The sequence below is a fragment of the Cytobacillus sp. QJM3NY_8 genome (assembly GCF_056173585.1).
Window position 1 is genome coordinate 1,156,493 of sequence record NZ_CM149681.1, and the last position, 13,766, is coordinate 1,170,258.

The following is a 13,766-nucleotide window of genomic DNA, read 5'->3' on the forward strand; positions in this document are numbered from 1 at the left end:
GTCTTATTATACATATATTATAAATTGCAATTACAGCTTGGGGGACTATAAATGGCGAAAGTTTTAGCATTTCTTAAGCCTTACCGGATAGCGGTGGCAATAGCATTATTCTTAATGCTGACGGAGCTTGCTGTTGAGCTTATTCAGCCATTGCTAATGGCAAAGATCATAGATGAAGGCATCCTTCAGAATAATCTTCAGGAGGTAGTGAAGTGGGGAGGGATTATGCTGGCTGCCTCTTTTGCCGCCTTTGCGGCTGGAGTCATTAATTCCTTTTATGCTGCCCATGTCAGCCAAAGCTTTGGTTTTGATGTAAGGAAAAGATTATATGACAAGGTACAATCCTTCTCTTTTGCCAACTTTAATCTTTTTCCGACATCTTCATTAATTACCCGAATGACTAATGATATTACGCAGCTTCAAAATACCGTTTTTATGAGTCTTCGAATCATGATGAGAGCCCCTCTATTAATAATTGGCGGCCTTATAATGGCTTTTGTGGTAAATGTGAAACTTGCTCTTATCTTATCAGCTGTGGCCCCATTCCTTTTTCTATTTCTGTTTTGGGTAATGGGAAAAGGAGGCGTGCTCTTTAAAGCAGTCCAGGAAAAGCTGGACTCTGTGAACAGCGTCATGCAGGAGAATCTGACAGGGATTCGGCTAATTAAAGCGTTTGTCCGCAGAAATCATGAAGTGAAACGATTTACGCGCACGAATGAGGATCTTAGAGATGGAACGGTTAAAGCATTGCGCCTAATGGAAGTGACCATGCCTGTTTTGCTCTTAATCATGAATCTTAGTATTCTTGGCGTGCTTTGGTTTGGCAGCATACAGGTAAATACAGGGGATGTAAAGGTTGGAGAGATTGTTGCAATTGTTAACTATGCTACCAGGATAACGGCCGCTTTCTCCATTTTTTCCTGGATTATCATGGCATTCTCAAGGGCGCGGGCCTCTGCGAATCGTGTTGCAGAGGTGCTGGAGACTGATGTGGATTTAACAGACAGCTCAGAATCCAGGAATGCCCTTACAGTAAGTCAGGGCAAAATTCTATTTAATAATGTATCTTTTCATTACCCAGGCACTTCTGAGAAGGTACTGGACGGCATCAGCTTTACAATATATCCCGGGGAAACAGTAGCGATATTAGGTGCAACAGGCTCAGGGAAGACCTCTTTATTTCAGCTCATCCCCCGGCTATATGATGTGACCGGAGGAAAAGTTGAAATTGATGGGCATGATGTCAGGGAAATGAAAATGGAGAATCTCCGCAGGAAAATTGGCTTTGTACCTCAGGAAGCCCTGCTTTTTACAGGCAGTGTGAAAGAGAACATTTCATGGGGCAAGGAAGATGCAGTGATGGAGGAAATAACTGAAGCAGCTGTCAATGCACAAATACATGAAACGATTATGAAGCTGCCACGAGGTTATGAAACAAAAGTGGGACAAAAGGGTGTTAATTTATCGGGCGGGCAAAAACAGCGTCTATCCATTGCCCGGGCGCTAGTAAGAATGCCGAAAATCCTTCTGCTTGATGACAGTACAAGTGCACTGGATATGAAAACAGAGGCAAAACTTTTGAGTTCTTTAAAAAAATATACCTGTACAACACTGATTATCACACAGAAAATCAGTACAGCAATGGAAGCAGACAGAATCTTATTGCTTGAAGATGGAAGGCTTCTGGCTGAGGGAGACCACGAGAATCTCCTTAAAACATCGGGATTGTATAAGCGGATTTTTCAATCCCAATCTGGAGAGGAGAACAGAAATTATGCTTAAACAGCTCAAAGAACCTTTCCAATATAAAAAGATACCTCTCGACTTGAATGGTAAATTTACTAAAGGGAAAAAGCCGAAATCTGAGAACATTAATTTCACATTAGAAAGAATCTGGACATACTTGGCCTACAATAAAGGATTGTTATCTCTTGTTCTATTAATGGTGGTTATCAGCTCAGCAATGGGGCTGCTTGGTCCTTATTTAGTCGGGATGGCGATCGACGAGTATATTGTCACAAAGAACAGCAATGGATTTATTGCCTTACTGATCTGGCTTGGAGTCATATATGTGCTGAACTCGCTTGCACTTTGGTTTCAGAATTATTGGATGATCGGCATCGCACAGGATACTGTATTTACAATGAGAACGAAGCTTTTCAAACATTTGCATAAGCTCCCTATTCCGTTCTTTGACAAGCGGCAGCAGGGGGAACTGATGAGCAGGGTAACAAACGATATTGAAAATGTCAGCTCGACTCTGAACAGTTCAGTGATCCAGGTCTTTTCCAGCCTGCTGACTTTGATTGGCACAGTTTCCGTTATGCTTTGGCTCAGTCCTTTGCTGACGATCATTACTCTGATCATTGTGCCGCTGATGTTTTTTGGAATGAAATGGATTACAGCACGGACAGGAAGGTTATTCAAAGAGCAGCAAAAGAATCTTGGAGAGCTGAACGGTTTTATTGAAGAGACCATATCAGGACAGAGGATCATCAAGACCTTTTCACAGGAAAAGAAAGTTATAGCCGAGTTTCGGGAAAAAGGAGAAAAACTTAGGGGGGCAGGGTTCTGGGCTCAGACATATTCCGGATTTATCCCGAAGCTGATGAATGTTCTGAACAACATGAGCTTTGCCATTATTGCCGGGGTTGGAGGCATTTTTGCCCTGAATGGTATGATTTCAATCGGTGTCATTGTCATATTCACGGAGTATTCCCGGCAATTCACACGTCCGCTTAATGACCTGGCAAACCAGTTTAACACACTTTTATCAGCGATTGCAGGAGCAGAGCGGGTATTTGACATTATGGATGAAGATGAAGAATTCAGAAATGAAGAGCAGCTAAAAGAACTTACCGGAGTAAAAGGCGAGGTAGAGTTCCATAATGTATCTTTTTCTTATGAGGAAGATGGAAATACGGTAAGGGATGTAAACCTTCATGTAAAAGCAGGACAGACTGCTGCTTTAGTTGGTCCGACAGGTGCAGGGAAGACAACAATGATCAATTTGCTCTCACGGTTTTATGAACGGGACTCAGGCCTTATATTAATTGACGGTGAAGATATAGCCAATGTGAAAAAAGAAAGCCTGAGGAAGCATATGGGTTTTGTGCTGCAGGATTCCTTTCTATTCCGCGGCACTGTGCGCGAAAATATCCGCTACGGCAGGCTGGAAGCCTCAGATGATGAAGTGGTGGAAGCGGCTAAGCTTGCCAATGCCCATTCCTTTATCATGAAACTTCCTCAGCGGTATGAGACAGTGCTGAGTCAGGACGGAAATGGCATAAGTCAGGGGCAGAAGCAGCTTCTTTCCATTGCACGTGCATTTCTGGCCAACCCGGGCATTTTAATTTTGGATGAAGCAACAAGCAGCATTGATACAGTGACAGAGCTTAAGATTCAGGATGCCCTTCAGGAACTGATGAAAGGCAGGACCAGTTTTGTCATTGCCCACCGTCTGAATACGATTCAGAAAGCGGATAAAATTTTTGTTCTTGAAGAGGGCAGGATTATTGAGGAAGGTACTCATGATTCTCTGCTTGAACAGGAAGGCTTTTACTATCGGCTTCACGGTAAAGCGGCAGTGGGTGCTAATGCTTGAAATGACAGTTGGATGCAAAATGGGTATATGGCCAGCAGGGATGCAAAAGGCGGACTTGATTAATATCAAATCCGCCTTTTTGCTTATCTATAAAATGACATTCTTTTCCTTAGCTTCTTTTAGCCAGTCAGGGAATTCATTCAGCAAGAGGTCATAAAGTTCGTTATCAGAAATGGTCTCGATATCTTTAATGTGGAAAAAGTTTGCGTTATCGATATAGCGGCCATCCATTTCATCCAATTTTTCCAGTACTTCAAAGTTTGAATCGCCTATGCCGACAAACTGCCAAAATAATGGTTTATCGGAGGATGCTATAACCGGCTTTTTGATCGTTCTTTTACAGCCCCCATCATTAATGAAAACAATGAAGGCAGGGTCTTTACTAGGATCTTCTGTGGTATATTTCTGAATGACATCCTCCATTACTGGCGGTTCATCATTTCTTCCGAATTTGTGAATCAGATCATTATTTAATATATATTGATCCACATATCCTTCAAAGTCATGTTCTGTTACCGGCTTCAGCCTGGAAAATTCATTATCATAGACCCAAATATCAAGTGCACCGTCATCATCAAATTGGCTGGCAACTGCTAAGATTCTCTCCACAACCCTTTGGACAGTCCCGTTTTTATATAACTTGCGCATGGAGCCGGAAATGTCCAGTACAAGTCCAACTCTGGCAGTAACATTTGTCAGGTTCTTTTTCTGCAGCACAATTCCAGCAGATTTTTTCAATAAACTAATAGAGCTCATTACTCTGAATCCCCCTTTAATCATATACCGGAAATTTACCATATTGGGAGACTATTAGCATTTAATTTGCATCTTAATTCGAGAATTTCATGGCAAAGTCGATAAGCATTTTTTCATATAAATGAATGGAATGCGGCAGGACATATTCATTATCACCGTGCCAGTTCATGCCGGTTGGGCCAAACTCGATAGCTGGTATCCCGTAATTGGCAAAGAACACAGTATCGGCAGAACCATGCTGTCCAAAGAAAACGGCTTTATCTTCTGTGTGTTTTTCAACAATAGGTTCAAGCATTAAGATGAAAGGATTGTCTCTGGCTGTCACAAGCGGCTTGCTGAACATATTCATGATTATTTCTCCATCTGTGATATTCTCGATTTGTTTGATGATCTCTTCATGATCCTGTTCAGGCAAGTACCGGATATCATACGACATGATACATTTTTCAGGCACCTTATTATAAACATCTCCTCCAGTTATTTTTGCCAGATTAATCGAAGGCTGCGGAAAAAATTCAGACGCCTCTTTTGCAAAAGGCAATTTTAATAGTTTTTGATGTACTTCAAAAGCCTTTTCAATGGCATTGACTCCTTCCCATGGACGGCTGCCGTGGGCCGGATCTCCGTCTATCTGGATGTCCAGCCTGATAACTCCTTTTGCTTCCAGCGCAATTCCGAGCTGAGTCGGTTCAGAACAAATGACAAAATCCCCGCGATACCCCTGTTCTGCTAAATACCCGGAACAATTAAAACCGCCGATTTCTTCATCTGATACAATTTGAAGCTGAATTTTTACGCCAATTGGCTTATTGCGGAGTTCTTTTACTGCACACATCATGGCCGCAACCCCGGCTTTCATATCTGCTGCCCCGCGTCCATATATTTTATCGCGGAGTTCTACAGGAATGAATTGTTCATCCTTTCCTGAGACAACATCCACATGCCCATTAAAAATAACGGTCTGATCACCGCTTCCAATTTCACAGACTGTCATTTTATAAGCATTATTTTCAATTATTCTAGAAGGAAGGTCGTGGCCCGACAGCCATTGATGACAATATTCAATAGCCTGGTTTGCTCCTTCCTTTGAAGAGCTATTAATAGCAATGAGATCTTTCAGCAAGCTTTCAAGCATGTGTCAAAGGTCCTCCTTTAATGCAGCAATAATTTACACAGTACTATTCCTATTCCCGCTTTGGCCGGATGAAAACAGCCTTATTAATGATAGTCCGATATTTTGTGAAGAATTAGTGAAGTATATTGCGAAAAGGGATGGAAAGAAGTATATTATAAGTGAGGAAAGTTAGTGAAGTATTTCACAAATAACTTCACGGCAGCAATCTTTCCTCTCAAGAGCTGGCCGGCTTTTAAATTCCCTGATAGGGAAAAAATTTTTAAATGAATATGTGAAATTTCTCACAATAATAACGTGGAGATGATTATCATGAAATGGTGGAAAACTCCTAAGACAGCAGTCGTGTGGACAATATTAAGGGTTTGGCTTGGTATACAATGGCTGGAAGCAGGATGGCATAAGGTAGCAGGCGGTTTTAATGCAGATGGATTCATGCAGGGGGCCATAGCACAAGCCGCTGGCGACCATCCGGCAGTGCAGGGCTGGTATGCGGGCTTCCTGGAAAATGTAGCATTGCCAAACGCAGATTTATTCAGTACTTTAGTTGCATGGGGTGAAGTCCTAGTTGGAATTGGACTAATACTTGGAGCAGCGACCATTCCGGCATTAATCGCAGGAGCTTTCATGAATCTAAACTTCCTATTAGCAGGAACAACAAGCACTAACCCAATACTATATACAGCAGCAATCATCCTTCTATTTACAGGTGCAGGTGCTTACTGCTGGGGTGTTGACAGATTCGCCATCCCCTATATTAAAACAATGATAAAAGGCGGTCACGGAATAGGCAAAAAAGAAGCACACACTCACTGAGCAGAAATATGAAAGGCAGGAACCTGAGGTTCCTGCTTTTTTTGTCCTTTAATAATAGAAAAGCATAGAATTCTGAATGCCGATAAATGTCTCGCTCCAGTGACTGCCCCCTCGAGGTCACAAGCTTGTCTAACTGCGGCTCCTAGGGACGTCATAAGCCATTTCCTTTCAGAAGGAAGAACGCCTTCTTACAGGAACCGACTTATGCCTGAGGCCCGCAGGATACGGGTTATGCAGACGTTGCCACAGGACGTGGCATTCTTAGTCTGTGCTCCTTCATGGGCAAGGGCTTCCGCTTTTCTATTTAGGCTAGCGTTTTTGTCTGCTCTTTGCCCGCTGATCAGCAGCCTTGGAACGTGCCATTGCCTCGAGATCATCATGATCGGCAAGTTCGCGGTTAAATTCTACGTCGATGCCGTCAGATTTCATGTTTTTTGGTACTTGTGGAAGTGATGATTTGTTTTTATCGCGAGTTTTATGTCCATGTGCACGGCCCATTGCAAATAACCCCTTTCAGCAATAAAGGTGCGGAAACTAATTGTTTCCGTACCTTTATCATGTGCCTTTAATAGGGATGGTATGGGTGGAAATTAATGTTTTGACTGTCTGCCTGCAAATCCGCCTGCTTTGTCAGCTCTTTTGAATTCTCTTGAATAAGTTACTTCCTGCATGCTTGATAAAGTGCTTTTGGATTTGTCTTTTTTCTTTTTGTCCACTTTGTATCATCCTTTCAGAATAAGGTTCACACTTCCCTTATTTTTCCCTTATTTGAAAAAAATGATACAAATTTCATTTATAAATATCGCTAAGAGCAGCCTTTAATTCTGGATATAAAAATTCATAACCGAATGACTGCAATTTTTCAGGAAGTACTTTTTGCCCCTCTAATACCAGGGTACTCATCTCTCCAAGAGCTATTTTTAGAGCAAAGCCCGGAGCAGGCATCCAGTGCGGGCGATTAAGGACTTCTCCAAGTATTTGCCCAAATTCCTTCATAGTCACAGGATAGGGCGATGTGAAATTTACGGGACCCTGAAGCTGTTCGTGTTCAATGCAAAAAAGGATTCCGCTTACGGCATCATCTAAATGAATCCAGGAAACCCATTGGCTGCCTGTTCCGACAGTCCCTCCGGCAAATAATTTATAAGGAAGGGCCATTCGCGGAAGAGCACCTTCGTTTTTCTCAAGAATGATTCCAAACCTGCAGAATACTGTCCTGACTTCAAATTCTTCTGCTTTGGCTGCCTCTTCCTCCCAGCGTCTTACTGTTTCAGCCAAAAAATCAGTACCGCTTTTCCTGGAAGATTCGGTGAAAGTTTCAACCTGGGAAGTGCCATAGTAACCAACGGCGCTGGCATTTATAAGTGTATACGGCTTTTCTTCAAGGCGGCTGATAATCCGGCGAACTTCCTTCGTGGCTGTAATGCGGCTGTTTAATATCCGTTTTTTGCGATCTTCCGTCCATCTTCCACTGTTAATGGACTCACCAGCCAGGTTGATAAACACGTCAATGCTTTCCAGAACATCTTCCGGTGAATCATCATCGTTCAGCCATTGTACATAATTCAGATTTTTAGAATGCTGCTTATGAGATATATTTCTCGTTAGAATAAATATTTCATGTTTTTTCTCCAGTAATTTTTTCACCAAGGCGTTTCCAACAAAGCCAGTTCCGCCTGCGATGGCTATTCTCATGGGCGATTCCCCCTTTCAAGTGCAAATACCTTGTTACAGATTACGACGTTCTCTTTCAAAATCCTTTTTTGATAAGGCTGTTTTCGCAAGGTTTGTTGCTTTTTGTATATTATTTATTGAGTTTATTGCGGCGGTAAGACCCTGTCGAAGAGACTCACCGCCCGCGGCCTGCAGAAAGTGAGCAGCCTGGAGCGGAAAACAACAATTTATACGAAAAGAGGCTTTGATTATGTTACATTTAAGAAAAGAGGTGGAGAAAATGCCGATCATTACGAAAATCACATTTCAGAAAAAAAACACAGACCGCTACAATATATATATGGATTATGGGAAAGGTGAAGAATATGCATTTAGTGTGGATGAAGATGTATTAATAAAACATCAGCTCAAAAAAGGAATGGAGCTTGATGAATTTTCACTAAATGAAATTGGCTATCAGGATGATATCCGGAAATCCTATAACATGGCTATTCAGTATTTATCCAGAAGGATGCGCTCAGAAACCGAAGTCCGCAAACATTTAGCTGACAAAGAAGTTGAAGAACCGGTTATTCAGGAAGTTGTTCACAAATTGTATGATTACAATTTTTTGAACGATGAAGAATATGCAAAAGCTTTTGTGCGTACACAAATGAACACATCAGATAAAGGGAAAGGTTTAATCCGCACTGAACTAAAGGAGAAAGGGATATCCCCTAAATTAATCGATAAGGCGCTGGAGGTGTATTCAAGGGAAGCTGAATTAAGTACAGCAATAAGGCTGTGTGAAAAGCATGCACAGAAAAATGGCCGTGATTCATCAAAGATCCTCAAACAAAAACTGGAGCAGATGTTAATGCGTAAAGGTTTTAATTTTGACATCATTCAAGAAGCAACATCTGAAACGGAGATTGAAAAAGAAGAAGATGAAGAATTGGCTGCCCTAAAGTATCAAGCGGAGAAAGCTAAGAGGAAATATGCTAATCTTCCTGAATTTGAATACAGGCAAAAAATGAAACAAACCTTATTTAGAAAGGGCTTTTCGTTTGATTTAATTGATCGATATTTAAGTGATGAAGAATAACACATGGAAGCCCATGTGTTATTTTTTAGATTCAATTACAATGGACTCTTCATTCAAATTATCCAGAATCATTACTGCCACTTCTTCAGGAGAACGAAGCCTGGATTTGTTTTTGATATGGTCGCTTTCATCCCAGAAAGGGGTATCCATTCCGCCCATATAAACGGCTTTAACTTTAATATCCGTGTCTTCGAGTTCTTTCTGAAGGCTCTCTGTAAACCCTCTTACAGCAAACTTGCTTGCTGCATACACAGATTCATTTACTTTTCCTTTTAAGCCAGCAGTCGAAATGATGTTCATCAGCAAGCCGCCGTTTTTTTCTTTAAAATAAGGCAGAACAGCCTGAGTCATATAAATAGTGCCCAGTACGTTTGTTTGAAGCATTTCCTGTATTTCCTGCTCTCCAAGACGTTCAAATGGCCCAAAATGTCCAACTCCAGCATTGTTAATTAAGCCGAAAAGTTCATGGCTTTGGATTTGCGTCATCAAGCTGCTGATCTCCTGGAGTTTTGCAATATCTAATGTAAAGGATTGAGCGCTTCCGCCAGCTTCATGAATCTCCTTTTCCACGCTTTGCAGTTTGTCCAAAGTCCTTCCTGTTAAAATAATATGGAATCCTTGTCTGGCAAATAATAAAGCAAGCTCTTTGCCTAATCCGGACCCCGCGCCGGTAATGATGACGGACTTCATATGTTTCCCTCCTTTGAAGGTCTTTTAAACACCATTTTAACAAAAAAGATCAATATTTGTGAAATAGCATCAAAACAAAAGGCAGGACCCTTTTCTAAACAGGCATTTTCTCATATACTTAGGTATGTCGAACCGGAAAACAACGGGCACATTAAAAGACTAAACAGAAGTTTCAAGAATTAACCAAAACCATATACGATTATCTAGAGAAAGTAAGAGGGGTTAATATGCAGGAGAAAAGGTACAGTACAATGACTACGTATGAGCTTCAGCAAGAAATTTCCAGCTTAAATGAAAAAGCAAGGAAAGCGGAACAGATGGGTATGGTAAATGAGTTTGCCGTACTTGAGCGCAAAGTAATAATGGCGAAATCCTACCTGCTCAATCCTGATGATTTTTCCCCTGGTGAAATTTATGAAATCGATGGAGATCCAGGAGTTTACTTTAAAATTGAATATATGAATGGCGTGTTTGCCTGGGGATTCCGGCTAAATGGAAGCAAAGGTGAAGAAGCTTTGCCGATCTCCATGCTGAAAAAACTGGAAGAAAGAGGATGATGTAAACCATCCTCTTTCTGATTTTAGTGCAGTCTAACTCACTTTATGAATTTTTGCGAATCTGCCGTTTTAAAATAATGAGGTCTTGAGTTTGCTGGGTCTCACCATTTACTTGTGAATGTGCACGTTTAGGCCTAAAGTGCGGTGAAGTAAATGGACTGGAATAAGGGTTATCCCCAAAAAAGTTTTTGCTGTTTCCCATAACCAAACCCTCCTCGTATTTTAAAATTCTGGTGTGTCACTTTCGCGGTTTGATGAAGCTCTCATTCGTTCCTGAGGGTGCGTATTAATTGTGCCATCAGCCCGGCGTGAAGCATATTCTGCTTTAGCCCGCGGCTCCCCCTCCAATTTTATATTGTTTTGATTTGGGAAATTTCTCGCTTTATTGCGCATAAGCAGCCTCCTAAACCGGAATAAGAGCGTGAACGGCATCTTAGCCAATCACGTAATACTATTATTTGTTTTTTTCGAAAGGCTATGATGGATACTGGTTATTAATAAATGGTAATGAGGTGACTTTTATGAATGAGTACCAGCAAAAGCTTTATGTGCTTTTATTGGAAAAAAACAAAATGCTTTCAGCAAGCCAGGCCCAGACATGGATTGAACTGCTATGGGAAGATTTTGAAGCAACTTATGCCAAGGCTGGCAGAGAATATAAAGGTGCTGAAATGACAGAAAGAATCGTAAGGCAATGGGTAGAAAACCACGGAAGCAGGCTCCATGAATTTGTTGCCAATAATCCTAAATACAAGCATTTACTCGAACAGGACAAAAATGCGCTGAATTGAAAACAGGCTGCCTATTTAGCAGCCTGTTTTCATTAGCCAGGAATGATATCCAGTTTTTTTCGAAGTTTTTCCTCACTGAAAATCCAGCCTGTATAGGATGATTGAATGTTAAACTCCCGATCGAGCTGGACCACGGCTACAAATGGATAATGTCCATTGCTCCGGTAGCGGAGGTCAATGAATCGAACTTCATAATAATCATCATATTCATCCACTTCCCAGCGGTAAACAGGTGAGAAGGATAGGAATGCTGATAGATTTTTGTCTTTCTTCGCGGCTTCAATTACAGGTGTTTCAGGAACAGGAACGCGGTTAAATTGATCGAGAATCCTCACATGGTTTTTAACAGCACGCCCTACGAAAAATTGCTGCTTGCTCATCACGGCAACTCGCCATTGATTGAATTTCATTGTTGGGGCAATGATGATTTCTGTGGCATCCGGTATAATTACTTTTACAGCTCTCAGCACACTTCTCTGAGCTGCGAATCGAAGAAGATAATACACGACAATAATGCCATAGATAATTAAAAATGTATAACCAGGATGAGCCCCGAAGGCCCAGATAAATAATCCTGCGACATGGATCCCAAAAATAAATGGGTCAAATGTGTTAATGATTCCCAAAGCTACCCATTTGGAAGAAAAGGGCCGAAGTGCCTGAGTTCCATAAGCATTAAATATGTCTACAAAAACATGCAGGAAAACAGCCAAAAAAGTCCACAGCCATAAATGAAGCAAATCTGCTGTTGGAAAAAATGGGTAAACAACTGCAAGTATGGCAAGAGGCCAAAGCAGCACAGCAGGTATGGAGTGGGTAATTCCCCTGTGATTGCGAATATAAACGGCATTATTTCTTAGTTTTAAAACAGTATCTATATCTGGTATTTGGGAACCGACTATGGCTCCAATCATGACACTTGTTGCTGTAGCAGAACTTTCAGCAACAACGGGGTCAAGAGTGGCAATGCCGCCAATCGCCAGCCCCATAACTACATGTGTGCCGGTATCCAAGAGGAAAATACCTCCTTCCTTGGGACATGATCTAGTGTTTGATTTAATCTATAGCGGACTTGATGCCGCTTTTTTAGTGTACCAGCAAATTTCTTGTATTAACAGCTGAATATGGGTACCTTTAAAGGAGTTGCTGAATAATGTTCAATCATCAAGAACTAAGGATTAAAGAAGCGACTGTACTAATATATTCCCATATTTTCCGATTGTTTAACATCAGGAGGATTAAAAATTGAAAGAAGTTAATCAAAATACGATTGAATCAGTTGATATAAATGGTTTTCAAGATGATTTGCTCAGGTGGTTTGAAGCTGAGCAAAGGGATTTGCCATGGAGAAAGGACCAGGATCCTTACAAGGTTTGGGTTTCCGAGATTATGCTTCAGCAGACGCGGGTGGATACCGTAATTCCTTATTTTCATCGCTTTATTGAACAGTTTCCGACTGTAAAGGATCTATCTGAAGCAGACGAAGAAAAGGTATTAAAAGCCTGGGAGGGTTTGGGCTATTATTCAAGAGCAAGAAACCTTCAGGCGGCTTCCCGGGAAGTCCATGAAAAATATGGCGGAAGAGTTCCAGATACACCAAAAGAAATTTCTTCATTAAAAGGAGTAGGGCCTTATACAGCAGGAGCAATTCTCAGTATTGCTTACGGAATACCGGAACCAGCTGTGGATGGCAATGTCATGCGGGTCCTTTCGCGTATCCTCTCTATCTGGGATGATATCGCCAAGCCTTCTTCGAGGAAGATCTTTGAGTCTTCCGTCCGAAAATTAATTTCACATGAAAATCCGTCCCATTTCAATCAGGCCCTTATGGAGCTTGGCGCATTAATTTGTAAACCAACGTCACCTTCATGCTTATTATGCCCGGTGAGAGAACATTGTACTGCTTTTTATGAGGGGACGCAGCATGAGCTGCCCGTAAAAACTAAAACAAAGAAGCAAAGAAATGTCCAGTTAGCTGCAGCTGTCCTCATAGATGATCACGAAAGAATTTTGATACACAAACGGCATGAAAAAGGCCTTCTTGCTAATCTCTGGGAATTTCCGATGGCAGAAATCAATATTGCTTATGTAAGCGACAAAGAGCAGATGAAAGATGTGTTCAGCACACAATTTGGCGCCGAAGTGGAAATACAAGAAATGACTGGTCAGATTGAACACGTTTTTTCCCATCTAACATGGAACATAAATGTGTATAAAGGAAAAATAATAATACTTGAAGAAGAAAAAAATGATTTGAAATTAGTCAGCCTTGAAGAAATTAAAGAATTTCCTTTTCCGGTTTCCCACCAGAAAATATGGAAGCAATATTTGGATAGCAGAGGATAGAAAAAGGGGGCGTGCCCCCTTTTTCTATATGATTAATCGTAGCTTACCCGGGTTCCATGCGTATAATCAGCTTCCTGTCTTTTCAAGCCGCCGCGGTTTTCTATTTCTTCGATGATTTCCCTATGGATGGTTTGGCCCTCAGCATTTAAATAAGGCATGATCTGCTGAAATGAATGATGGTAAAAAGCAAGCTCACTGTCCTTCCAGTCTGATTTTGACATCATAGAGAGCTCTGTCATATCACGTCCGACAAACAATTGCCATCTTCCTTTCCTTATTTGGATTACAAATAGTGTTTTAATTCGAATTGCCATAT

Annotated in this window: 17 protein-coding genes; 7 read left to right on the plus strand and 10 right to left on the minus strand. The window is 41.3% G+C overall.

The window, feature by feature from the left end:
- The first annotated feature begins 51 nt into the window (after nucleotides 1-51).
- Both AC0VZ9_RS06120 and AC0VZ9_RS06125 read left to right on the plus strand, forming a co-directional pair.
- Nucleotides 52-1,782, plus strand: coding sequence for an ABC transporter ATP-binding protein (locus AC0VZ9_RS06120; RefSeq protein WP_009335821.1), 1,731 nt, complete (start codon nucleotides 52-54; stop codon nucleotides 1,780-1,782).
- Nucleotides 1,775-3,604: an ABC transporter ATP-binding protein gene (locus AC0VZ9_RS06125; protein WP_009335822.1), complete on the plus strand. Its 1,830-nt coding sequence runs from the start codon at nucleotides 1,775-1,777 to the stop codon at nucleotides 3,602-3,604. Before AC0VZ9_RS06120 ends, AC0VZ9_RS06125 begins: the two co-directional genes overlap by 8 nt.
- 87 nt (nucleotides 3,605-3,691) lie before the next feature.
- Here AC0VZ9_RS06125 and AC0VZ9_RS06130 read toward each other — a convergent pair whose 3' ends face one another.
- Both AC0VZ9_RS06130 and AC0VZ9_RS06135 read right to left on the minus strand, forming a co-directional pair.
- Nucleotides 3,692-4,360 carry a vWA domain-containing protein gene (locus tag AC0VZ9_RS06130; RefSeq protein WP_019383493.1) on the minus strand — a complete coding sequence of 223 codons (669 nt, stop codon included), beginning with the start codon at nucleotides 4,358-4,360 and terminating at the stop codon, nucleotides 3,692-3,694.
- A 73-nt stretch (nucleotides 4,361-4,433) separates the two neighbouring features.
- Nucleotides 4,434-5,495, minus strand: a complete 1,062-nt coding sequence (locus AC0VZ9_RS06135; RefSeq protein ID WP_475397143.1) for a M20 family metallopeptidase — start codon at nucleotides 5,493-5,495, stop codon at nucleotides 4,434-4,436.
- Nucleotides 5,496-5,804: 309 nt separating this feature from the next.
- On the opposite strand from AC0VZ9_RS06135, the gene AC0VZ9_RS06140 reads away from it, so the two are divergent.
- On the plus strand, nucleotides 5,805-6,308 hold the full coding sequence (locus tag AC0VZ9_RS06140; RefSeq protein ID WP_475397144.1) for a DoxX family protein: 504 nt from the start codon (nucleotides 5,805-5,807) through the stop codon (nucleotides 6,306-6,308).
- A gap of 309 nt (nucleotides 6,309-6,617) precedes the next feature.
- Here AC0VZ9_RS06140 and AC0VZ9_RS06145 read toward each other — a convergent pair whose 3' ends face one another.
- The 3 genes from AC0VZ9_RS06145 to AC0VZ9_RS06155 form a co-directional block, all read right to left on the minus strand.
- On the minus strand, nucleotides 6,618-6,806 hold the full coding sequence (locus AC0VZ9_RS06145; RefSeq protein ID WP_009335826.1) for a YfhD family protein: 189 nt from the start codon (nucleotides 6,804-6,806) through the stop codon (nucleotides 6,618-6,620).
- Nucleotides 6,807-6,898: 92 nt separating this feature from the next.
- Nucleotides 6,899-7,024 carry a YfhE family protein gene (locus tag AC0VZ9_RS06150; protein ID WP_081757217.1) on the minus strand — a complete coding sequence of 42 codons (126 nt, stop codon included), beginning with the start codon at nucleotides 7,022-7,024 and terminating at the stop codon, nucleotides 6,899-6,901.
- A 73-nt stretch (nucleotides 7,025-7,097) separates the two neighbouring features.
- Nucleotides 7,098-8,003 (minus strand): TIGR01777 family oxidoreductase, encoded by a 906-nt coding sequence (locus AC0VZ9_RS06155; RefSeq protein WP_475397145.1) that lies wholly within the window; start codon nucleotides 8,001-8,003, stop codon nucleotides 7,098-7,100.
- A gap of 259 nt (nucleotides 8,004-8,262) precedes the next feature.
- Between AC0VZ9_RS06155 and recX the strand changes: the two genes are divergently transcribed.
- A complete protein-coding gene (gene recX, locus AC0VZ9_RS06160) occupies nucleotides 8,263-9,066 on the plus strand; it encodes a recombination regulator RecX (protein ID WP_475397497.1) in 804 nt (267 codons plus the stop codon).
- A gap of 18 nt (nucleotides 9,067-9,084) precedes the next feature.
- Here the strand turns inward: recX and AC0VZ9_RS06165 are convergent, their stop codons facing one another.
- Complete coding sequence (locus AC0VZ9_RS06165; RefSeq protein ID WP_252246049.1) at nucleotides 9,085-9,756, minus strand: SDR family NAD(P)-dependent oxidoreductase; 672 nt, start codon at nucleotides 9,754-9,756, stop codon at nucleotides 9,085-9,087.
- A gap of 227 nt (nucleotides 9,757-9,983) precedes the next feature.
- Between AC0VZ9_RS06165 and AC0VZ9_RS06170 the strand changes: the two genes are divergently transcribed.
- Nucleotides 9,984-10,313 carry a YfhH family protein gene (locus tag AC0VZ9_RS06170; RefSeq protein WP_113883199.1) on the plus strand — a complete coding sequence of 110 codons (330 nt, stop codon included), beginning with the start codon at nucleotides 9,984-9,986 and terminating at the stop codon, nucleotides 10,311-10,313.
- 43 nt (nucleotides 10,314-10,356) lie between these two features.
- Here the strand turns inward: AC0VZ9_RS06170 and AC0VZ9_RS06175 are convergent, their stop codons facing one another.
- Both AC0VZ9_RS06175 and AC0VZ9_RS06180 read right to left on the minus strand, forming a co-directional pair.
- The gene (locus AC0VZ9_RS06175; protein WP_009335831.1) at nucleotides 10,357-10,515 is read right to left on the minus strand and encodes a YpzG family protein; all 159 of its coding nucleotides are present in this window, start codon (nucleotides 10,513-10,515) and stop codon (nucleotides 10,357-10,359) included.
- Between the two features lie 20 nt (nucleotides 10,516-10,535).
- Nucleotides 10,536-10,706 (minus strand): small, acid-soluble spore protein K, encoded by a 171-nt coding sequence (locus tag AC0VZ9_RS06180; protein ID WP_009335832.1) that lies wholly within the window; start codon nucleotides 10,704-10,706, stop codon nucleotides 10,536-10,538.
- 128 nt (nucleotides 10,707-10,834) lie between these two features.
- On the opposite strand from AC0VZ9_RS06180, the gene AC0VZ9_RS06185 reads away from it, so the two are divergent.
- The gene (locus tag AC0VZ9_RS06185) at nucleotides 10,835-11,104 is read left to right on the plus strand and encodes a YfhJ family protein (protein ID WP_251157534.1); all 270 of its coding nucleotides are present in this window, start codon (nucleotides 10,835-10,837) and stop codon (nucleotides 11,102-11,104) included.
- A gap of 32 nt (nucleotides 11,105-11,136) precedes the next feature.
- Here AC0VZ9_RS06185 and AC0VZ9_RS06190 read toward each other — a convergent pair whose 3' ends face one another.
- Nucleotides 11,137-12,117 (minus strand): metal-dependent hydrolase, encoded by a 981-nt coding sequence (locus AC0VZ9_RS06190; protein ID WP_009335834.1) that lies wholly within the window; start codon nucleotides 12,115-12,117, stop codon nucleotides 11,137-11,139.
- A gap of 232 nt (nucleotides 12,118-12,349) precedes the next feature.
- Between AC0VZ9_RS06190 and mutY the strand changes: the two genes are divergently transcribed.
- The gene (gene mutY, locus AC0VZ9_RS06195) at nucleotides 12,350-13,450 is read left to right on the plus strand and encodes an A/G-specific adenine glycosylase (RefSeq protein ID WP_475397146.1); all 1,101 of its coding nucleotides are present in this window, start codon (nucleotides 12,350-12,352) and stop codon (nucleotides 13,448-13,450) included.
- Between the two features lie 32 nt (nucleotides 13,451-13,482).
- Here the strand turns inward: mutY and AC0VZ9_RS06200 are convergent, their stop codons facing one another.
- Nucleotides 13,483-13,707 carry a hypothetical protein gene (locus tag AC0VZ9_RS06200; protein WP_019383506.1) on the minus strand — a complete coding sequence of 75 codons (225 nt, stop codon included), beginning with the start codon at nucleotides 13,705-13,707 and terminating at the stop codon, nucleotides 13,483-13,485.
- Between the last annotated feature and the right edge of the window lie 59 nt (nucleotides 13,708-13,766).

Coding starts and splice junctions, on each gene's coding strand:
- AC0VZ9_RS06120 (WP_009335821.1), top strand. CDS start 52: ATGGCGAAAGTTTTAGCATTTCTTAAGCCTTACCGGATAGCGGTGGCA.
- AC0VZ9_RS06125 (WP_009335822.1), top strand. CDS start 1,775: ATGCTTAAACAGCTCAAAGAACCTTTCCAATATAAAAAGATACCTCTC.
- AC0VZ9_RS06130 (WP_019383493.1), bottom strand. CDS start 4,360: ATGAGCTCTATTAGTTTATTGAAAAAATCTGCTGGAATTGTGCTGCAG.
- AC0VZ9_RS06135 (WP_475397143.1), bottom strand. CDS start 5,495: ATGCTTGAAAGCTTGCTGAAAGATCTCATTGCTATTAATAGCTCTTCA.
- AC0VZ9_RS06140 (WP_475397144.1), top strand. CDS start 5,805: ATGAAATGGTGGAAAACTCCTAAGACAGCAGTCGTGTGGACAATATTA.
- AC0VZ9_RS06145 (WP_009335826.1), bottom strand. CDS start 6,806: ATGGGCCGTGCACATGGACATAAAACTCGCGATAAAAACAAATCATCA.
- AC0VZ9_RS06155 (WP_475397145.1), bottom strand. CDS start 8,003: ATGAGAATAGCCATCGCAGGCGGAACTGGCTTTGTTGGAAACGCCTTG.
- recX (WP_475397497.1), top strand. CDS start 8,263: ATGCCGATCATTACGAAAATCACATTTCAGAAAAAAAACACAGACCGC.
- AC0VZ9_RS06165 (WP_252246049.1), bottom strand. CDS start 9,756: ATGAAGTCCGTCATCATTACCGGCGCGGGGTCCGGATTAGGCAAAGAG.
- AC0VZ9_RS06170 (WP_113883199.1), top strand. CDS start 9,984: ATGCAGGAGAAAAGGTACAGTACAATGACTACGTATGAGCTTCAGCAA.
- AC0VZ9_RS06175 (WP_009335831.1), bottom strand. CDS start 10,515: ATGGGAAACAGCAAAAACTTTTTTGGGGATAACCCTTATTCCAGTCCA.
- AC0VZ9_RS06180 (WP_009335832.1), bottom strand. CDS start 10,706: ATGCGCAATAAAGCGAGAAATTTCCCAAATCAAAACAATATAAAATTG.
- AC0VZ9_RS06185 (WP_251157534.1), top strand. CDS start 10,835: ATGAATGAGTACCAGCAAAAGCTTTATGTGCTTTTATTGGAAAAAAAC.